Origin of the sequence: Burkholderia anthina, assembly GCF_902498995.1 — a bacterium.
In the GTDB taxonomy this organism is placed as follows: Bacteria; Pseudomonadota; Gammaproteobacteria; order Burkholderiales; family Burkholderiaceae; genus Burkholderia; species Burkholderia anthina.
Genome location: NZ_CABVLY010000028.1, coordinates 64765 through 84910, shown reverse-complemented (window position 1 = coordinate 84910; position 20146 = coordinate 64765). Strand labels below are relative to the sequence as shown.

Genomic DNA, 20146 nt, shown 5'->3' with positions numbered 1-20146 from the left:
TATGGACCGGTTTCTGAGCATCGAGGCGTTCGTCAGGGTCGCGGAGGCGAGCAGTTTTGCGGAAGCCGCGCGACAGCTCGGCGTGACCAGTTCGGTGGTGACGAACCGCATCCAGCAACTGGAGAAGTTCGTCAACGCGCCGCTGTTCCATCGCAGTACGCGCCACGTGCGGCTGTCCGACGTGGGCGAGACTTTCTACCGCGAGTGCGCCGAGGTGGTGGGGCGCGTCAACGAGCTGACGGACCAGATGCGCGAGCTGCGCGCGACGCCCACCGGGCGGCTGCGCATCCAGATGCTGCCCGGCTTCGCGCTCGATCACTTCGGCGTGCCGCTCGCCGAATTCCATCGCCGCTACCCGGGCATCCAGCTCGACATCATCGTCAATGACCGTGTGGTGGACCCTGTCGAAGAAGGGTTCGACATCGCGTTCCAGATCTTTCCGCCGATCTCCGAGTCGCTGATCGAGCGGCGCCTGTTCGTCGTGCGCCGCCTCTTCTGCGCGGCACCGGCCTACCTCGAAGCACATGGTGCGCCACAGCATCCGCGCGAATTGCTGCAGCACACCACGGCGCTCTATTCGGGTTATCCGTCGCGTAACCGCTGGACGATGACGCGCGGCGACGAGGTCGTCGAAATGGAGTTGCCGGGCATGATCCGCTCGAACTCCGTGCACCTGCTGCGCGAGTACGCGCTGACGGGCGGCGGCGTCGTGTGCCTGCCCACGCTGGTCGCGAGCGACGCGCTCGTCGCGGGCGGGCTCGTGCCCATCCTCACCGACTTCGAGATCGCGCCGCTGAGCTTTGCCGCCGTTTATCCCGCAACGCAGCGACAGGCGCTGAAAGTGAAGGCGCTGGTCGAATTCCTCGTCGAATACATCGGCGACGAGTCGCCGTGGGATCGTCCGCTGCTGGAGCGCGGCTGGGTTCGCTGACCCGGCGATTATTCGCGAAACGCAAATGCCGTAGTCGCGGTCCGTTACCTTGTTGAGGGGCGCCCCCGCCCCTAAAGTTGAATCCAACAAGCGGTTCAACTCAGGAGACAAGCAATGACCGACACGGCATTCCACACCGTCTTTGGCTCGCTCGACGGCTACACGAAGGGCGAGATCGAAATCACCAGCGGCAGCGCACAGCACTACGCGTTCTCGAACGTCTTCGAGGTGGCGTCGAAGTCGGCCCCCTACGAAAAAGTCGTTGCCGGCAAAAACCTCGAATACGTGATCGAAGTGCTGCGCACCGACGGCCGGTCGCCGTGGTTTGCCTGCGCGCACGACGAGTTTGCGATCCAGATGGATGGCGAAGTCCGCATCGACTTCATCAAGCTCGACAACCCGCCGACCACCGGCCGCGGCACCGTGAGCGCCGGCACGCAGCCGGTCGGCCGCGAGATGGGCTACGTCGTGCTGCGCAAGGGGCATCAGGCGCTGCTGCCGGCCGGCTGCGCGTATCGCTTTGCCGCCGGCAAGCCGGGCGTCGCGCTCGTGCAGACGGTGCTCGGCGAGCTGTCCGTCGAGAAGTGGGCCGAGATCTGCCTGCACTGATCGTTGCGATCGCACTCATTCGAACATTCCAGGAGACACGTTATGGCCACTCTCGACACCCTCGATCATCCCGCGAGCTTTGCAGCCGATCTCGTCCAGGTTACGCAGCCCGACGCCGTGACCGGTTACTGCCGCTTCCAGCTCGGCGCGTTCGAATTCCAGCGCGACGAGTATTTCGTGAAGATCAGCTGGCCGGCGAAAGGCCAGACCCGCACGCATGCGATACCCGCCGATGCCTTCCTGCGCGCGATGATGCGCGACGTGGCATGGGGCTTCTTCTACGGCTGGGTGAATTTCGATCACGTGTTCGGCACGCGCAATCACTACGGCAAGGTGGACATGTATGCCGGCACGTTCAACGGCATCCTGAAGGAAGCCGGTGTCGACTACACCGAGACGTTCGAAACGCCCACCATCATGGCGACCTTCAAGGCCATGCTGCACGACTGGACCAACGAAGGCTTCGATCCGTTCGCGGCGCCCGAGGAAACGGGCTCGGCATTCGGGCGCAAGCATGGCGAGAACGGCTCGGCGATCGAGCGCACGCGCATCGCGACGCGCCGCATGCCGGGCCTCGAAGGCGACTCGCCGCTGCGCGACGACCTGCCGGTCAACCGCGCCTTCCTCGATGTCGCGCAGGACGAGCCGGAAGTGCATGCCGCGCCGGGTTTCGAAGGCGAGCTGCATGCGTTCAACCTGTTCAAGTACCTGTCGCGTTCGGACGTGACGTGGAATCCGTCGGTCACCTCCGTATGCGGACGCAGCCTGTTCTGCCCGACCACCGAGGAATTCATCCTGCCGGTGTTCCATGGCAACGACCGTGTCGAGTGGTTCCTGCAATTGTCCGACGAAATCGTGTGGGACATCGGCGACAAGAACACCGGCGCGCCGCGTGCGCGCATCACGATGCGGGCCGGCGACATCTGCGCGATGCCCGCCGACATCCGGCATCAGGGCTATTCGACGAAGCGCTCGATGCTGCTGGTCTGGGAAAACGCGACGCCGGACCTTCCGCAACGATACGAGAGCGGCCAGCTCGCGCCGTATCCGATCGCGTTCTAAGCCGCGCTTCGGCAACACATCGAGGATGATTCATGCAAACCCAACTCTTCATCGACGGGCGCTTCGTTGACGCCGTCGACCGCGGCACGATCGACGTGCTCAATCCGCACGACGGCTCGCTGATCACGAAAATCGCCGCCGCCACCGCGGCGGACGTGGATCTGGCCGTCGAAGCCGCCACCCGCGCATTCCCGACATGGTCGGCCATGCCGGCGGCCGAGCGCGGCCGGCTGCTGCTGCGCCTCGCCGACGCGATCGAAGCCAATACCGAGGAACTCGCGCAGCTCGAATCGCTGGACACCGGCCATCCGATCCGCGATTCGCGTTCGCTCGACGTGCCGCGCACGGCCGGCTGCTTCCGCTACTTCGGCGGGATGGCCGACAAGCTGCAGGGCTCGGTGATTCCCGTCGAAACCGGCTTCCTGAACTATGTGCAGCGCGCGCCGATCGGCGTGGTCGGCCAGATCGTGCCGTGGAATTTCCCGCTGATGTTCACGAGCTGGAAGATGGGCCCGGCGCTGGCCGCGGGCAACACCGTGGTGCTCAAGCCGTCGGAAATCACGCCGCTGTCGACGTTGCGCATCGTCGAGCTGATGGCCGAGGTCGGCTTCCCGGCCGGCGTCGTCAACATCGTCCCCGGTTACGGGCATACGGCCGGCCAACGCCTTGCCGAACACCCCGGCGTCGGCAAGATCGCATTCACGGGCTCGACCGCGACGGGCCGCCGCATCGTCGAAGCGTCTCAGGGCAACCTGAAGCGCGTGCAGCTCGAGCTCGGCGGCAAGGGCGCCAACATCGTGTTCGACGATGCGCACCTCGACGCGGCCATCAACGGTGCCGCATGGGCGATCTTCCACAATCAGGGGCAGGCATGCATCGCGGGTTCGCGTCTCGTGCTGCACGAACGTATCGCGGATGAATTCCTCGAGCGCTTCGTATCGCTGGCTGCGTCGATCCGCGTCGGCAACCCGCTGGACCCGGACACCGAGATGGGCCCGCTGACGTCGAAGCAGCACCTCGACCGCGTGCTGTCGTTCGTCGACGTCGCGCGCGAGCAGGGCGGCCGTGTGCTCGCCGGCGGCAGCGCGCCGCAGGACGCGGCGCTCGCCGGCGGCTACTACGTGCGCCCGACCGTGATCGAAGCGAAGAGCGCCGCCGACCGTGTCGCGCAGGAGGAAGTGTTCGGCCCGTTCGTCACCGTGCTGCGCTTCGGCAGCGACGAGGAAGCGCTGTCGATCGCCAATGCGACCGAATACGGGCTCGGCAGCGGCTTGTGGACCAACGATCTTTCCCGCGCGCACCGGATGGCGTCGCGGATCGACGCGGGCATGTGCTGGATCAACTGCTACAAGCGCGTGAATCCGGGCAGCCCGTTCGGCGGCATCGGGAAGTCGGGCTACGGCCGCGAGATGGGCTTCGAGGCGATGCACGACTACACGGAAGCGCGTTCGGTGTGGGTCAACGTCGACGGCAAGGTGCCGCCGCACTTCAAGCGCTGAGGCCGAGATGGAGCGCTTCGTCTATCAGGGAACGCCTTCGCGCGTCGTATTCGAGTGGGGCGCACTCGAACGCTTGCCGGACGAGCTGTCCACGCTCGGCGCGCGGCGGGCGCTGATCCTGTCGACGCCCGAGCAGCAGGCGCTCGCCGAACGCGTCAGGGACGTGCTCGGCGAGCGGGCCGCCGGCGTGTGCGCGCAGGCCGTGATGCACGTGCCGGTCGAGGTCGCGCGCGCCGCGCGCGAAATGGCCGCCGAACTCGGCGCGGACTGCTGCATCGCGATCGGCGGCGGTTCGACGATCGGGCTCGGCAAGGCGATCGCGCTCGAGTCGTCGTTGCCGATCCTCGCCGTGCCGACGACGTATGCGGGCTCGGAGATGACACCGATCTTCGGGATCACGGAGGGGCGGCTCAAGCGCACCGGGCGCGATGCGCGCGTGCTGCCGCGCACCGTGCTTTACGACCCGTCGCTGACGGTGTCGCTGCCGCCGGCGATTTCGGCTGCTTCCGGCGTCAATGCGATGGCGCACGCGGTCGAAGCGCTCTATGCGGAAGATGCGAACCCGGTGATCAGTCTGATGGCCGAGGAATCGATTCGCGCGCTCGGCGAAGCGCTGCCCGGCGTGGTTCGCGAGCCGGCGGACCAGGAAATGCGCAGCCGTGCGCTGTACGGCGCGTGGCTCGCGGGCACCTGCCTCGGCGCGGTCGGCATGGCGCTGCACCACAAGCTCTGCCATACGCTCGGCGGCACCTTCAACCTGCCGCATGCGCAGACGCATGCCGCGATGTTGCCGCATACCGCGCACTACAACCATGCCGCGGCGCCCGACGCGCTGCGACGCGTCGCGCGGGCGCTGGGCGGTGCCGACGCGGCCGACGCGGCCGACGCCGGCCCGCTGCTGTTCGGGCTGAATCGGCGGCTCGGCATTGCGCCGGCGCTCGCCGACATCGGGATGCCGGAAGCGGGCCTCGACGAAGCCGCCGATCTCGCATGCCGGAACCCGTACGCGAATCCGCGGCCGATCGAGCGTGCAGCGATTCGCGAATTGCTTCAGCATGCGTGGGAAGGGCGCGAGCCGCATTGAGCGGCCGGCTGGATCCAGGGAGACGAACGTGACGAATGATCATCAAGACGGCGACGCGCGGCTGACCGAACAGGTCGTCGCCAGCTTCGACGGTACGCCGAACCCGCGCCTGCGCGTGCTGATGCAGAACCTCGTGCGGCATCTTCATGCGTTCGTCCGCGAGACCGAGCTGACGGAAGCCGAATGGATGGAAGCGATTCGCTTCCTGACCGAAACCGGGCAGATGTGCGACGACGTCGTGCGACAGGAATTCATTCTGTTGTCCGACACGCTCGGCGTGTCGATGCTGGTCGATGCGATCAACCATCGCTTCGCCACCGGCGCGACGGAAACCACCGTATTCGGCCCGTTCTACATCAAGGGCATGCCCGATCGCGCGTATGGCGAGAACATGGCGTTCACGCCCGGCACGCCGGTCGTCGTGCACGGCCGCGTGCTCGCCACCGACGGCGCGCCCGTGGCCGACGCCGTGCTCGACGTGTGGCAGACCGCGGACAACGGCATGTATTCGGGGCAGGACACCGAACAGCCTCACGGCAATCTGCGCGGGCGCTACCGGACCGATGCCGAAGGCCGGTATGCGATCACGACGATCCTGCCGGTCAGCTATCCGATTCCGACCGACGGCCCGGTTGGCAAGATGCTAGACGCCACCGGCCGCCATCCGTGGCGGCCCGCGCATCTGCATTTCATGATCGACGCGCCCGGCTATCGCACGCTCGTCACGCATCTTTTCGATGAAGACGACGCGTATCTGAAATCGGATGCCGTCTTCGGCGTGAAGCCGTCGCTGATGGTCGCGTATCGCCCGCGCGCCGCGGATGACGGGATCGCCCGTCACGTCGGCCTGAACGGCCCGTATCGCGAAGCGACGTACGACTTCGTGCTCGACCGGAGTTGATCGACATGGCGCGCTTTTTTGCGGTGTTCGCCACCGACCAGCCCGGCATGCGCGAGGTGCGCGACCGCGTGCGGCCCACGCACCGGACCTACCTGCGTTCCGCCGCGCAGCACGGCGTGTATGTGCGGCTCGGCGGCCCGACGCTCGATCCGCAGGGCGATGCGATGAACGGCACGTTGCTCGTCATCGAGGCGGACGACATCGATGCCGTGATGCAGTTCGTCGGCAACGATCCGTACGTGAAGGAAGGGCTGTTCTCGCGTGTCGAGGTGCGTCCGTGGGACTGGAGCCTCGGCAACCCCGAGCGGAGAGTGTGAGTCATGGGCGCCACGCCACTCTGCCGCTTCTCCGACGTGCCCGACGGTGGGGCACGGGTCGTCGACGAAGCGTGCATCGGCCGCCCCGTCATCGTCGTGCGGCGCGGCGAGCAGGTGTGGGCATATGTGAACCGTTGCCCGCATTTTTCGGTGCCGCTCGATTTCATTCCGGGCAACGTGTCCTGTTATCGGTCGCAGGTGCTGATGTGCGCGCATCACAGCGCGTTGTTCCGGTTCGACGATGGCGTATGTATCGACGGGCCGTGTTCGGGTGCCGGGCTGGAAGCCGTGGCCGTCGAGGTGGATTCGGCTGCGTGGGTGGTGTGTCGGCGCGCTTGAGCCGGTGGATGGGGCGATCGCCCCGGGTTGGGTGAAATCGGCAATCAGCGGAATATAAGCCGTTTCATTGATTCAGTATCACTAAATAAATATCGGTATGCCGGCCCGGGTGAAAGCCTGATCCGGGCAGGGGAAGGCGTTGTTTTTCGAAGCACCGGGCGAGCGCCCGCGACGTGGCGGGCACCCGCTCGAATTTCCAAAAAAGACGGAGACAAAATGAAACTGAGGTTTGGCGTATTCGCGATGCTTGCCATCGCGCCGGGTGCGTACGCGCAGAGCAGCGTGACCATGTTCGGCTTGATCGACAGCGGCATTTCGTATGTCAGCAACGAAGGTGGAGGGAAGAACGTCAAGTTCGACGACGGCATCTTCACGCCGAACCTGTTCGGCTTGCGCGGCACGGAAGATCTCGGCGGCGGATATCGCGCGACGTTCGCGCTCGTGAACCAGTTCTCGATGGCGAACGGCAGCATCGTCGGCACCGGCCTCTTCGGGCGTAACGCGTACGTGGGTATCGAGAGCGACCGGTTCGGCAGCATCCGGCTCGGCAACCAGTACGACTTCATGGTGGATTCCCTCTTTGCGAAGGACAATGAAATCGCGATGGATCTCACGGGGCTGTACGGCTTCCGCAACGGCCCGTTCCAGCGCCTCGCGCTGCCGGACAATCCGACCGGCGCGTTCGACTGGGACCGCACGGCAGGCAGCAAGCCGGTCGCGAATTCGGTCAAATACAGCTCGCCGACGATTGCGGGGTTTTCAGGCGGCGTGATGTATGCGTTCGGCGGCGTGGCCGGTTCCGTCGGCGCGGACAATACCGTGAGCGCCGGGTTGAACTACGAGCTTGGCGCGTTCGGCATCGGCGCGGCCTATACGAACGAGAAGTACGGGCCCGCGCCGGGCACGCCGTCGACCAGCGTGCGCAACTGGGGCGTCGGGATGCACTATGACTTCGGGGCCGTGACCGCGAAGGCGCTGCTGACCACCGTGCACAATTCGTTCAACGGTGCCGGGGTGTGGATGGCCGAAGCCGGTGGCCTCTGGCGCATCAGGCCGGACGTCTTTTTCGGCGCGAAGTACATGTACATGAAGGGCAACGAAGCCGTGAACGACAACCACGCGCATCAGGTCAGCGTCGCGCTTCAATACCTGTTCACCAAGCGGACGATGGTTTATGTGTCGGCGGACTATCAACGCGCGAACAGCGGCGCGAACGCGCAGATCAACGGCGTGCTCGATCCGAACGGCGCGTCGAGTTCGGCGAGCCAGGCGGTCGCGCGGATCGGGTTGCATACGATGTTCTGATGCGGCGCCGCTTGAACGGTGCCCGCACGGCGGCAGGTGGAACTCGCGTTCGGCCTGCCGTCGTTCGAACTACGACTTCGCCGTTGCGGCGGCCTCCCTGGCCTTGTCCTGCTCTGCCGCCAGCGCTGCATCGGCCGCTTGCGCGCGCTGGATGGCCGGGCGTGCCAGGACACGATCGATATAGGTGCGAATGAGCGGCGTCTCGGGTATCAGCTTGAACATCGTGGTCCAGTTCAGCGCCGAAGCCCACAGCACGTCCGCCGCCGTAAAGCGCTCGCCCAGCAGATAGGGGCCGTTGGCCAGTTGCGTGGCGATCGCGTTGACGACCGCATCGAAGTCGCCATAGGGCGACGTCGAGTATGCGGCCGGCGCGCGGTTCATCGAGCGATCGACGAGCGCCGGCTCGAAGCATGAACCGTAGAACGTCATCCAGCGTAGATAGGGGCCGCGCAGCGCATCGCCCGGCGCGGGCGACAGGCCGGCTTCCGGATACAGTTCGGCCGCGTACAGGTAGACGGCCGCCTGCTCGGTGACGATTACGTCGCCATGACGCAATGCGGGAACCTTGCCCAGCGGATTGACCGCGAGGTAGTCGGGCTCGTGATGTTTCCCGGTCGAGAGGTCGAACGCATGCACCGCGTAGTCGGCGCCCAGTTCCTCGAGCAGCATGCGGGCGCCGGCCGATCGGCTGCGCGGCGAGTGGTACAGGGTCAGGTGACGGTCTTGCGGCATGTGCGGGCTCCGGTGTGCGGTCGTTGGCGGGAATTCAAATGTAGGACGCTCGCGTATCCCCGTCTTGGAAAAATCCGCTGCCGCGGTGCATCATCACGCCATCCTCTTCCCGGTTCGTCGCCATGGCCGACTTGCGTCACGTGACCGATACGCCCAAGGGCGTCGTCGGCCCGAAAGCCTTCAATCGGCGGTTTCGCTTGAATCGCTATCACCCGTGTGCCGAGCTGGCCGGTGTGCTGGATCACCACTGGATCGTCGAATGGGATCTGCGCGACCAGCCGCCGTATGTGCAGCGCACGCTGCCGTATCCGTGCGTGAATCTGGTGTTCGATCGGCGGCGGACGGGCGTTTTCGGGGTGGTGTCGGGCGCGTTCGAGACGACGCTGGCCGGGGCGGGGAGGGTGATGGGTTTGCGCTTTCGGCCGGGGGCGTTTCGAGCGTTCTTCGGCAAGCCGGTGCATGTGCTGACCGACAAGGTGCTGCCGGTGTCGACGCTGCTCGACTGTGGCGATGCGCAAGCCGAGGACGCCGTGCTCGGTGCCGGGGATGACGCGGGAATGGTCGCGACGGCGGAGGCGTTGCTGTTGCGGGTGCTGCCGCCGGCCGATCCGCAGGTCGAGCGCATTCATGGCATTTTGCAGATGCTGCAGCACGATATCGGGTTGACGCAGGTGCGGGATCTGGCCGAGCGTGCGGGGTTGAGCGAGCGCACGCTGCAGCAGCTCTTTTCCAGCTACGTGGGCGTGACGCCGAAGTGGGTGATCTGCCGATACCGGCTGCACGAGGCCGCGGATAAGCTCGCGGGCGGCGAGCCGGTCGATCTCGCGGAGCTGGCGCATGCGCTGGGGTACTTCGATCAGGCGCATCTCACGCGCGATTTCCGCAAGCTGGTGGGGAAGGCGCCGGCGGAGTACAGGCGGGCGGATGGGCAGGCGTGAGATCGCGGCGGCGGCTTCCGGCGGGCAGCCGAATGGCATGGCCTGCCGCAAGTCGCGTGGCTGCCCGCCTGTCGTGGATTGTTGTAGTCTGGGCGCTACGATAATGTGCGCGCCGGCCTGCCGCCAGGCTGACATCGAGCCTGCGATGCGTCGCGCAGGCGATCGGTCAATTCGGGCGGCCGGCGCGTTGACGATCATTTCATCGGACCGATCCCGTAGTCGACCGAGCCGCCAGAAAATCAGGAGTGTGTCGTGTTTCACCGGAAATCCATGTCGGGTCGTCTGAATGCCATGTGCGTCGCTGCCTTGGCGATCATGCTGTCGCAAGGTGCGGCGTGTGCAGCGGCCGGCAATGTCGGCGACACGGCGTCCGCCGCGTCCGCCCCCCTCGCCGTGACGCCCGGCACGCCGCTCAAGCGGCCGATTGTCGGCGACGATCCGGTTGCGATTCGCGCCGCGCTGGAGAAGCAGCCCATCAAAAGCGCCACTCCGTCCCTGGGCGATCGCGTCCGCAGCCTGATCCCCGGCGGGGCCGGCAAGCATGGCGGGAATGCCGACCTGGCTGCGGTCGGCCTGGATCGCGAGGTGACTTTCCTGGTGCCGGTATCGTACGGGCTGCGGTATCACGCCCGGAGGCATCTGTTGACGCTGGACTTCGACCTGGTCGACGGCGACGGCGAAGGCCGCACCGGGATCCTGCTCAGAAAGGTCATCACCGGGCCACGCGGGCGAGGGCTCGTGATCGCAGCCGAAGCGAAGGCAAAAGGCTATATCCAGCAGATCGACATCATCGAACTCGATCCCGGAAAGGGCAACAAGACCACCGTTCGTGGCCGCACGAGGCTTTCATCCGCTGCGTACGCGCAAACGCACGGCGACTTCGCGGTCGCGCTTTCCGGGCGCCTGGTCCAGCCGTATCTGAGCGAACACGTCGAGCATGCCGAGCCGAGCAACGACGAGCCGACCGACATCACGACGAAGACTTCCAGGTTGTATCTGGATCTCCAGTCCATCTCGCTGGTGAGCCCGGCGAATGGCACCGTGCTGGTGAAGAAGCTGAGTTTCTCGAAGTAGGTCGTTTCTCGCGCAGGCGGGAACATCTCGAACGCGCCAGCCGACCCCGCGTCGTTTTTCGCCGAATTCCGGGCGCATGCGTTAACGCGTGGCGTCGCGGCGGTTCCTACACTTCATCGATGCGGACGATACGTGCAACGCGTGTCGTGTGTGCATTGAAAGATCCCGTGGCGCGCACACGCCGATCGTCCGACGCCGACAACCTCGACTGGGGAAGCGAAAGTGTCATTCGATCTGGATCATCCGGATGTCGCGCACAAGGCAGACCATGTGCGCAGGCTGGTGGCGGCGCGCCGGACCGGCTTCAGTCTCGACGCGCCGTTCTATCTGAGCGATGTCGTGTTCGACGTGGACATGCACGCGATCTTCGGACGGCACTGGATCTTTGTCGGTGTCGAGGCATCGATTCCGGAGCCCGGACAATATTTTCTCGCGGACTTCGGACCGTATTCGATCATCGTCAGCCGGGGCGACGGGTTCGAGCTCAATGCATTTCACAACGTCTGCCGGCATCGTGGCGCACGGCTCCTGCACGAACAGCATGGTGAGGTCGCGAACCTTGTCTGCCCTTATCACCAGTGGACCTATGCGCCGACGGGCGCGCTTCTGCACGCGGAATTGCCTGCCGGTGCCGACAACGCGTGCTATAGCCTGAAACGCGCGCACGTCCGCAGCCTCGGCGGCCTGATTTTCGTCTGCGCGGCCGATGAGCCGCCGGGCGACTTCGACGCGCTCGTCGACGCGGTCGGTGCGTATGTCGACCCGCACCGGCTGCGCGACTGCAAGGTGGCGCAGCAGATCGACATCGTCGAGGACGGCAACTGGAAGCTCGCGATGGAGAACAATCGCGAGTGCTATCACTGCATGGGTCATCCGGAACTGCTGCAATCGACCTTCGGCGTGTTCGGCTATACGGAGGACGATGTCAATCCGGCCCGCCGCGAGGCGGTGCGCGAGCACAACGCGGCGCTGGCGGCATCGCGCGATATCTGGGCACGCAACGGCTTGCCCTGCGAGCCGGTCGAGCATCTCGACGATCGCGCGACCGCGTTCCGGATTCAGCGTGTGCCGCTCACCGGCCCCGGCGAGTCGATGACGCTCGACGGCAAGGCCGCATGCAGCCGGCTGATGGGGGATTTCACCGAAGCCCGGCTCGGCCGCCTTCAGTTTCACCTGCAGCCGAATTCGTGGCATCACCTGCAGGCAGATCATTCCATCCACTTTGCGGTATTGCCGATCAGTGCGGGCAAGACGCTGCTGCGAACGACGTGGCTCGTGCACCGGGATGCCGTCGAGGGACGCGATTACTCGCTCGATAACCTGACGCACGTGTGGAAGACCACCAACGAGCAGGACAAGTTCTACGTCGGCCTGACGCAGCAGGGCGCGCGCAACCCGGCCTACGAGCCGGGGCCTTACGCGCCTTCGGAATGGCAGGTCGAAAAGTTCTGCAACTGGTACATCGGACGCCTGCGCACCGCGCTCGGCGAGCACTGAGCATCGGAGCATCCGAGCGGAGATTGCAGCAGCCGGGCGGCACGTGCCGGGGCGACGTATCGGCTGATCCGCGATCTTCATGTGGATACGCCACGGAGCCATGCGGTGGCGCGATGCGTTATCCGGCAATCCGCCGTCGCTTTGTGTCATGTCGATGCCGACACGGCACGTGAAAATAAACGACACGTGGACGGCATGCCGGGTGGCGTGCCGGTGCGCGTGCCGGTTTCCCGCCGATCGAATTCTCTGGAGCGAGTATGAATCTGCCGCAATCCGGAAGTGTGTCGTACGACCCGTTGTCCGCCACCATTCCCGGGATCGATTTCGCGAATCGCACGGAGACCGCACTCGTCGTCATCGACGTTCAGTACAACGACGCGGCGGCGGATCGCGGCTGGGTGAAGGCGTGCGAGGCGGTGTCGCCAGGTTCGATGCGCTACTACGTCGAACGGCTCGAACATACGACGCTCCCGGCGATCCGGGCGTTGCTCGATGCGTTCAGGCAGACCCGTCGTCCGGTGGTGCACCTCGCGATCGGATCGGCTTACCGCGACATGCGGGATTGTCCGGCGCGCTTTCGCGCATGGACGCGCACGCTGGAAACCGCGGCCGGCATCGAGGACATGTGGTGGACCGGCAATCCCGACTATGCATTCCGCGATGAGGTTGCGCCGCTGGAAGGCGAGACGGTGATACGCAAGACGACTCAGGGTGCGTTCAACGGCAGCGAGATTCAGAACGTTCTCGATCGCATGGGCGTGCGCAACCTGGTGTTGACCGGTGTTGTCACGAGCTGCTGCGTCGAGACGACGGCTCGGGATGCTGCCGATCGCGGTTTTGGCTGCGTCATGGTCTCGGATGCTTGTGCTGACACCGATGAAGCGATGCACGACGCGGCGCTGGCGAACTTCGCGCTTTATTTCGGCAAGGTGGTTGCGCGGGCCGACGATGTCGTACGGTCGGTGATCGACGGTTGCTGATTTCGGGGCGAGCCGGGTGCCCAGGCGACGGCGTTTCGACGGTGGCGGTGCGCCCGTGCACGCCGGATGACACATCGGATAGATCGGAGCACGGTTGCTCGCGGAGGGTGGACCCATATCCGTATGAATTTCAACCGCCTTGAACACGGAAATTCTGAAACCCCCTTCCGAGAGGTGCTGCGCACTAGTCCTATTAGTTGCCCTTAAGCCCCGTCCCGCTTGGGTTTTCGGGCGGTCAGAAAGGCTTAAGGATAACTATTAGAAGTTGCCACCTCGTGGCCGCCGCCCCCGCTCACTCCACCGTCACCGACTTCGCCAGATTCCTTGGCTTATCAATATCCGTCCCCCGAGCCAACGCCGCGTGATAAGCCAGCAATTGCATCGGCACCGTATGCAGAATCGGCGACAGCGGCCCGTAGTATTCATTGAGCCGAATCACCTCGATCCCATCACCCGGCACCAACCCGCAGCCCACATCCGCGAACACAAAAAGCTTCCCATTTCGCGCACTGACCTCATGCATGTTCGACCGAAGCTTTTCCAGAAGCGCATCGTTCGGCGCCACCGCGATAACGGGCATCTCGTGACTGACCAACGCCAGCGGCCCATGCTTCAACTCCCCCGCGGGATAAGCCTCCGCGTGGATATACGAAATCTCCTTCATCTTCAGCGCGCCTTCCAGCGCGATCGGATAATGCATCCCGCGTCCGAGAAACAGCATGTTGTCGCGCCGCGCGAGCAGTTCCGACCAGCCCATGATCTGCGGCTCCAGCGCGAGCACCTTCGACATCGCATCGGGCAGATGCCGCAGCGCGCGCAGATGCGCCTTCTCCTCGTCGTCGCTCAACCGTCCGCGCACCTGCGCCAGCGACAAGGTCAGCAAGAACAACGCGACGAGCTGCGTCGTAAAAGCCTTCGTCGATGCCACCCCGATCTCGATCCCCGCGCGCGTGACGAACTGCAGCGCGCATTCGCGCATCAGCGCACTCGTCGCGACGTTGCAGATCGCGAGCGTATGCATCATCCCGCTGCGTTTCGCGACATGCACCGCGCCGAGCACGTCGGCCGTCTCGCCGCTTTGCGACACCGCGACGACGAGCGTGCGCGGATTCGGCACGCTGTCGCGATACCGAAACTCGCTCGCAATCTCCACGCTCGCGGGCAGCTTCGCGATGCTCTCGATCCAGTACTTGGCCGTCAGCGCCGCGTGATAGCTGCCGCCGCACGCGAGCAGCAACACCGAATCGACGTCGTTGAACACGCGCCACGCACCGTCGCCGAACAGCTCCGGCATGATCGACCCGACATCGAGCAACGTATCGGCCACCGCCTGCGGCTGCTCGAAGATTTCCTTCTGCATGTAATAGCGATACGACCCGAGGTCGGCCGCGCCGCTATGCGCGGCCACGCGCTGCACCGCACGTTCGACACGCTGGCCCGCTGCATCGACGATCCAGTAACGATGGAGCTGAATATCGGCGACATCGCCGTTCTCGAGATAAGCGATGCGATCGGTGATGCCCGACAACGCGATGGCATCCGACGCCAGGAAATTCTCGCCGTCGCCGACACCGACGACGAGCGGCATCCCGTCGCGCGCGCCGACGATCCGGTGCGGCTCGTCGCGGCACATCACCGCGATCGCGTAGCTGCCGCGCAGTCGCGCGACCGCGCGGCGCACCGCGTCGAACAGGTCGCCGTCGTACAGATGGTCGATGAGGTGCGCGATGGCTTCGCTGTCGGTCTGGCTTGCGAACACGTAGCCGTGCGCCTGCAGCTCCGCGCGCAGTTGATCGCAGTTCTCGATGATCCCGTTGTGCGACAGCGCGATGCGGGCGTTGTCGTCGCTCGGCGAGAAGTGCGGATGCGCGTTGAGCGTGACGGGCGCGCCGTGCGTCGCCCAGCGCGTGTGCGCGATGCCGGTGTAGCCCGACAGCGCGTTTGCGGCGATCTCGCGCTGCAGGTTGGCGACGCGGTCGACGCTGCGTGCGCGGGCCAACGCGCGGTCACGGTAGACCACGACGCCGCACGAGTCGTAGCCGCGGTATTCGAGCCGCTTCAGCCCGTCGACGAGGTTCGGCAGGATGTCCCGCTGGGCAACCGCCCCGACAATTCCACACATATCGCGCTCCGTAAATGTCCTGTCTGGACCCGTGACAGCGATGGTAGAGGCGGGCGAGTGGAATTAAATTTCAAAATACATAAATAAATGGAACATATAGATGATCGGTTATCATGTTGAAATTAAATTTCACACCCTGACCGGAAGGAGCCGCCGATGGCCGGCATCACGCTCGACGATCTCGACCTGCGCATTCTCGCGATCCTGCAGGACGACGCGTCGATCTCGAACCTTGAGCTGGCCGAGCGCGCGTTGTCGTCGCCGCCGACCTGCATGCGCCGCGTGCGCCGGCTGACGGACGCGGGCGTGATCCGCCGGCAGGTCGCGGTGCTCGATCCGGTCGCGATCGGCACGGCCGTCACGGCGCTGATCGAGATCAGCCTCGACCGGCAGACGGCGGAGGACTACGACGCGTTCGAAGCCTACGTGTGCGCGGAGCCGGCGGTCACGCAGTGCTACCGCGTGTCGCCGGGGCCGGACTTCGTGGTGGTGGCCGATCTGGCCGACGTCGCCGAATACGACGAATTCGCGCGGCGGCTGTTCACCGGCGCATCGAACGTGCGCAACGTGCGGACGTTCTTCTCGACGCATCGCGCGAAGTTCGAGGCGAACGCGCGCGTCGCGCATGCGCTGCGCAAGCGCGCGTGATCGCCTCGCCGGCCCGACTTCAAGTTACGGTCGAGTCCGCCAGTTGCAGCGGCTTGCCATAGCCGAAGCAATGCGCGGGCTCGGGAAACGCGCGTTGCCGCACGTCGTGCGCGTACTGGCGGATCGCGTCGCGCATCACGGCGTTCACGTCGGCGTAGCGCTTCACGAAGCGCGGCGTGTACGCATCGAACGCGCCGATCATGTCCTCGGTCACGAGCACCTGCCCGTCGCAGGCGGGCGACGCGCCGATGCCGATGGTCGGAATCGACAGCGTCTCCGTCACGTGCCGCGCGAGCGCTTCGGCGGTGCCCTCGATGACGACGCAGAACGCGCCGGCGCGCTCGGCGGCGCACGCGGCATCGAACACCTGCGCGGCCGAGCGCGGGTCCATCCCCTGCGCGCGGAAGCCGCCGATCGCGTTTGCCTGCTGCGGCATGAGGCCGACATGGGCCATCACCGGAATGCCGCGATCGGTGAGGAAGCGGATCGTGTCGGCCATCTCGCTGCCGCCTTCGAGCTTCACGCCTTGCGCACCGGTTTCGGCGAGCAGGCGCGCGGCGGAGCGATAGGCCTGCGCGGGCGATTCCTGATAAGTGGAGAACGGCAGATCGACGACGACGCACGCCTGTGCGGCGCCGCGGACGACGGCCGCGCCGTGTGCAATCATCATGTCGAGCGTGACGCGCAGCGTATCTGGCATGCCGTACAACACCATGCCGACGGAGTCGCCGACGATGATCACGTCGGCCACCTCGTCGACCCGCTTCGCCATCGGCGCGGAGTAGGCGGTGAGCGACACGAGGCTGCCGATGCCTTTGGTCGAACGGATCGCGGTGACGGTCTTGCGGGTGGTGCGGGTATGGGCGCTCATGAACGGAAGCCGTGTGAAAGAAGAGCCGTCACGGTAGCATCGCGCTCGTTCGCGCAATGACCTTCGGAGGACGTCTTATGTTGCTGACGGGACAACCGGCCGACCCTTACGCGGTGCCGCCGATGGCGCGCCTGCCGCGGCCGCTGTTCGTGCGCGCGTTCGAGATTCCCGGCAACGTGCATGTCGATGCGCACAGTCATCCGTGGGCGCAGCTGATGTATGCGACGCGCGGCGTGCTCGAGGTGTCGACGCCGTTCGGCCAGCATCTGCTGCCGCCGCACTATGCGATGTGGATTCCGCCGAACGTCCCGCATGCGGTGACGACGCGCGATTGCGTGGCGTTCCACAGCCTGTATCTCGACGCGGCGATCGCGCGCGACGATCCCCGCGACGATTGCACGATTCTCTGCATGACACCGCTGCTGCGCGAGCTGGTGATCGCCACGGGCGAGTTGCCGGTGAACTACGACGAGACGGGGCCGGACGGCGCGCTGGTGTGCCTGATCGCGGACCGTATCGCACGCATGCGGCCGGCGCCGCTGACGGTGCCGCTGCCGCGCGATGCACGGCTGATGAAGATCGCCCGTGCGCTGCACGCATCGCCGGGCGATACGCGCAGTCTCGACGAATGGGGATATCAGGTCGGCGCGACGCGGCGCACGCTGTCGCGCCTGTTCCGGCAGGACACCGGGCTGTCGTTTACCGAATGGCGGCAGGCCGTGCGGCTGCTGGCCTCGTTGCCGCTGCTCGACGCGGGCGAGCCGATCGGTACGGTGGCCGCGCAGCTCGGCTACGACTCGACGTCGTCGTTCATCGCGCTGTTCCAGGCAAAGTTCCGCATGACGCCGGGCGCGTATGCGAAGCGGGAGGCACGGCGGCCGGTGCTGGACGGCTGAAGCGCCGCACCCGCGCCGCGCCGGCGCTCAATCGGAACGTCAGAACGAGAACGTCAGAACGCGAGCGACTGCTGCATCGTATGACGCTCGCCGCGTTGAAACCCGGCGCCTTCGAGCGACAGCAACGCGCGCTTGCGTTCGATCCCGCCCGCATACCCGGTCAGGCTGCCCGACGCGCCGATCACGCGATGGCACGGCACCATGATCGATACGGGATTGCGGCCGACCGCGCCGCCGACGGCGCGCGCGGCGCTCATCGGCAGCCCGACGCGTTCGGTGATGTCGCCGTACGACACGAGCGCCCCGAACGGAATCGCAAGCAATTGCTTCCACACGCTGCGCTGAAACGCGGTGCCGCGCAGGTGAATCGGCACCGAGAAGGTCTCGCGCGCGCCGGTGAAATACTCGGCGACTTCTTCCGCGACCTTGCGTGCGAGCGGCGATGCGTTGCGTGCGTCCGCATTCGCATCCGACGCGATCGCGAGCGACGGATAGTATTTCTGGCCGACGAAAAAAAGGCCCGTCAGCGCATCGTCCTCGATGCGGATGGCGATGTCGCCCAGCGGGCTCGGAATCAGATGGGCGGGAGTCATCGCGAAGCTTCTCCATGAAGGCGCCACACATGCAGTGCGGCATACGCGCGCCACGGTGCCCAGCGCGCGGCGTGCGGTGCGGTCGACGGAATGCGCGAACGATCGGCCCGCGCGGCGGGAAGCCACGCGTCGTCGGCGGGGAACGCGTTCGGCCAGCCCATCGCGCGCATCGCGACGTACTGCACCGCGCGTTCGTTGAAACCGGGCATCGCGCGCAACGCGGCGAGCGTCGCGTCGAGCGGCGCCATCGGTTCGAGCACGAGCGTGCCGTCGGCAACCGCGCGTGCCAGCGACACGATCGCGCGCGCCGCATCGCGGGCGATGCCGAGCGCTTCGAAGGCTGTCGGCGGTGCGCAAGCGAGCGTTGCAGCCGAGGGCAGCGCATGCGCAAGACCGGGCGGCGCGTGGTCCACCGGCGTGCCGAAGCGTTCGGCAACGCGCGCGAGTCGCGCGGCGGCGTGCGTTGCCGCCAGCTGCTCGCCCGCGATCGCGCGGATCGCAATCTCGAGCCCGTCGAATGCACCGGGCACGCGCAGGCCGGGCGAACCGTGCGCGAGTTCGCCGAGATGCGCGTCGATCACGTCGGGCCGGCTGTCGAGATCGAACAGCCGCCGCACGCGCGCGAGCACGGCCGGCACGACGGGCGTCAGCGCGGGCGATACGGTGACCGCGAGCGCGAACCGCTGCGGCACGTGCGTCACGGACAACCAGCCGGTGATCTCACCGCCGCCCTGTCCGTTCGGCAAAGCGACGACGCGCGCATAACCGTTCGCGTCGATCCGCTCGACGCCGTCGATCTGCCGCTGCGCGAGAAACCGCATCAGCTCGGCCCACGCGAACGGCGGCCGGTACGGCAGCGGGAACGTCATGTCGCCGCCGGCGGCCGCACCGGCGCCTTTGCGCAGGCGCAGCGGATTGAGGCCGTAGCGTTGCCGGAACAAGTCGTTGAAGCGCCGCACGCTGCCGAATCCGGCGGTCGACGCGACGATGGCCACCGGCAGCGCGGTGTCGGTCAGGAGGCGCTTGGCCATCAGCAGCCGGTGCGTCTGCGCGAATTCGACCGGCGACACGCCGAACTGCGCGGCGAAGATCCGGCGCAGATGGCGCTCGGTCACGCCGACCCGCCGCGCGAGTGCGTCGACCCCGTGTTCGTTCAGGAAACCGTCCTCGATCAGCGTGGCGGCCGCATCGGCGAGATTGCCGGACAGGTCGAGCAGCCCGTGACCGGGCGCGAGCTCGGGCCGGCAGCGCATGCACGGCCGGAAGCCGGCCTTCTCGGCCGCGGCGGCGGTCGGGTAGTAGCGGCAGTTCTGCGCTTTCGGCGGCTTCACCGGACAAACGGGGCGGCAATACACGCCCGTCGTCGACACGCCGACGAAGAACCAGCCGTCGAAGCGGCGGTTCCGCGAGAGCAGGGCGTCGTAGCAGGTGTCGGGATCGAGGCGCATGCGACGACTGTAAACCATCCGCACCGCCGATTCTGGCTGGAATCGGACATGTGTATCGGCTGGCGCTGCCGCGTCATGGCCTCGTTCTCGCCCCGTTTCCGTGCAAGACAATCGCGGAAAAACGTTTAATGCCAATCTGCGAAACAGTCGTCTCTTTTTGCGCGGCCCGATTTGAGACGACTCATCGAAATCCCCGACTGACAGGTCACCGGTGCTCGCCCTATTCTCTGAAAAACGTTTTCCAGACATCGACAGGCGACCGGCCGTGCCACCAGCGTGGCGCGCCGCCGCCCGCCCGGC

The 20146-nt window shown here is 66.0% G+C and carries 20 protein-coding genes; 15 read left to right on the top strand and 5 right to left on the bottom strand.

Going from position 1 to position 20146, the window contains the following annotated elements:
• Position 1: 1 nt before the first annotated feature.
• The 9 genes from BME24068_RS28895 (at position 2) to BME24068_RS28855 (ending at position 8047) form a co-directional block, all read left to right on the top strand.
• Positions 2-931, top strand: coding sequence for a LysR family transcriptional regulator (locus tag BME24068_RS28895; protein ID WP_096500510.1), 930 nt, complete (start codon positions 2-4; stop codon positions 929-931).
• A gap of 114 nt (positions 932-1045) precedes the next feature.
• Positions 1046-1540: a cupin domain-containing protein gene (locus BME24068_RS28890; RefSeq protein WP_174928092.1), complete on the top strand. Its 495-nt coding sequence runs from the start codon at positions 1046-1048 to the stop codon at positions 1538-1540.
• A 42-nt stretch (positions 1541-1582) separates the two neighbouring features.
• Positions 1583-2602: a hydroxyquinol 1,2-dioxygenase gene (locus tag BME24068_RS28885; RefSeq protein ID WP_096500506.1), complete on the top strand. Its 1020-nt coding sequence runs from the start codon at positions 1583-1585 to the stop codon at positions 2600-2602.
• A 32-nt stretch (positions 2603-2634) separates the two neighbouring features.
• Complete coding sequence (locus BME24068_RS28880) at positions 2635-4101, top strand: aldehyde dehydrogenase family protein (protein ID WP_174928091.1); 1467 nt, start codon at positions 2635-2637, stop codon at positions 4099-4101.
• A gap of 7 nt (positions 4102-4108) precedes the next feature.
• On the top strand, positions 4109-5185 hold the full coding sequence (locus tag BME24068_RS28875; RefSeq protein ID WP_174928090.1) for a maleylacetate reductase: 1077 nt from the start codon (positions 4109-4111) through the stop codon (positions 5183-5185).
• Positions 5186-5213: 28 nt separating this feature from the next.
• Positions 5214-6086, top strand: a complete 873-nt coding sequence (locus BME24068_RS28870; RefSeq protein WP_174928089.1) for an intradiol ring-cleavage dioxygenase — start codon at positions 5214-5216, stop codon at positions 6084-6086.
• A 5-nt stretch (positions 6087-6091) separates the two neighbouring features.
• A complete protein-coding gene (locus BME24068_RS28865) occupies positions 6092-6403 on the top strand; it encodes a YciI family protein (RefSeq protein WP_124830956.1) in 312 nt (103 codons plus the stop codon).
• Positions 6404-6406: 3 nt separating this feature from the next.
• On the top strand, positions 6407-6742 hold the full coding sequence (locus BME24068_RS28860) for a Rieske (2Fe-2S) protein (protein WP_096500498.1): 336 nt from the start codon (positions 6407-6409) through the stop codon (positions 6740-6742).
• Positions 6743-6958: 216 nt separating this feature from the next.
• Positions 6959-8047 (top strand): porin, encoded by a 1089-nt coding sequence (locus BME24068_RS28855; protein WP_174928088.1) that lies wholly within the window; start codon positions 6959-6961, stop codon positions 8045-8047.
• A gap of 69 nt (positions 8048-8116) precedes the next feature.
• Here BME24068_RS28855 and BME24068_RS28850 read toward each other — a convergent pair whose 3' ends face one another.
• A complete protein-coding gene (locus BME24068_RS28850; protein ID WP_174928087.1) occupies positions 8117-8779 on the bottom strand; it encodes a glutathione S-transferase family protein in 663 nt (220 codons plus the stop codon).
• A gap of 122 nt (positions 8780-8901) precedes the next feature.
• Between BME24068_RS28850 and BME24068_RS28845 the strand changes: the two genes are divergently transcribed.
• The 4 genes from BME24068_RS28845 (at position 8902) to BME24068_RS28830 (ending at position 13268) form a co-directional block, all read left to right on the top strand.
• Positions 8902-9717, top strand: a complete 816-nt coding sequence (locus BME24068_RS28845; RefSeq protein ID WP_174928086.1) for an AraC family transcriptional regulator — start codon at positions 8902-8904, stop codon at positions 9715-9717.
• Positions 9718-9969: 252 nt separating this feature from the next.
• Positions 9970-10791, top strand: coding sequence for a hypothetical protein (locus BME24068_RS28840; RefSeq protein ID WP_174928085.1), 822 nt, complete (start codon positions 9970-9972; stop codon positions 10789-10791).
• A 222-nt stretch (positions 10792-11013) separates the two neighbouring features.
• Positions 11014-12288, top strand: a complete 1275-nt coding sequence (locus tag BME24068_RS28835; protein WP_244110719.1) for an aromatic ring-hydroxylating oxygenase subunit alpha — start codon at positions 11014-11016, stop codon at positions 12286-12288.
• Positions 12289-12545: 257 nt separating this feature from the next.
• Positions 12546-13268 carry a cysteine hydrolase family protein gene (locus tag BME24068_RS28830; protein ID WP_174928084.1) on the top strand — a complete coding sequence of 241 codons (723 nt, stop codon included), beginning with the start codon at positions 12546-12548 and terminating at the stop codon, positions 13266-13268.
• A 292-nt stretch (positions 13269-13560) separates the two neighbouring features.
• Here the strand turns inward: BME24068_RS28830 and glmS are convergent, their stop codons facing one another.
• Complete coding sequence (gene glmS / locus BME24068_RS28825) at positions 13561-15390, bottom strand: glutamine--fructose-6-phosphate transaminase (isomerizing) (RefSeq protein WP_174928083.1); 1830 nt, start codon at positions 15388-15390, stop codon at positions 13561-13563.
• A gap of 156 nt (positions 15391-15546) precedes the next feature.
• Here glmS and BME24068_RS28820 point away from each other — a divergent pair, with 156 nt between their 5' ends.
• Entirely contained in the window at positions 15547-16038 is a 492-nt protein-coding gene (locus BME24068_RS28820) for an Lrp/AsnC family transcriptional regulator (protein WP_096500484.1), read from the top strand.
• Between the two features lie 19 nt (positions 16039-16057).
• Here BME24068_RS28820 and panB read toward each other — a convergent pair whose 3' ends face one another.
• On the bottom strand, positions 16058-16909 hold the full coding sequence (gene panB, locus BME24068_RS28815) for a 3-methyl-2-oxobutanoate hydroxymethyltransferase (RefSeq protein ID WP_174928082.1): 852 nt from the start codon (positions 16907-16909) through the stop codon (positions 16058-16060).
• A 77-nt stretch (positions 16910-16986) separates the two neighbouring features.
• Here panB and BME24068_RS28810 point away from each other — a divergent pair, with 77 nt between their 5' ends.
• On the top strand, positions 16987-17805 hold the full coding sequence (locus tag BME24068_RS28810; RefSeq protein ID WP_174928081.1) for an AraC family transcriptional regulator: 819 nt from the start codon (positions 16987-16989) through the stop codon (positions 17803-17805).
• Between the two features lie 53 nt (positions 17806-17858).
• Here the strand turns inward: BME24068_RS28810 and BME24068_RS28805 are convergent, their stop codons facing one another.
• On the bottom strand, positions 17859-18398 hold the full coding sequence (locus BME24068_RS28805; RefSeq protein WP_096500478.1) for a methylated-DNA--[protein]-cysteine S-methyltransferase: 540 nt from the start codon (positions 18396-18398) through the stop codon (positions 17859-17861).
• On the bottom strand, positions 18395-19864 hold the full coding sequence (locus BME24068_RS28800; protein WP_174928104.1) for a DNA-3-methyladenine glycosylase 2 family protein: 1470 nt from the start codon (positions 19862-19864) through the stop codon (positions 18395-18397). The genes BME24068_RS28805 and BME24068_RS28800 overlap by 4 nt, the downstream gene beginning before the upstream one ends.
• Positions 19865-20146 lie beyond the last annotated feature (282 nt).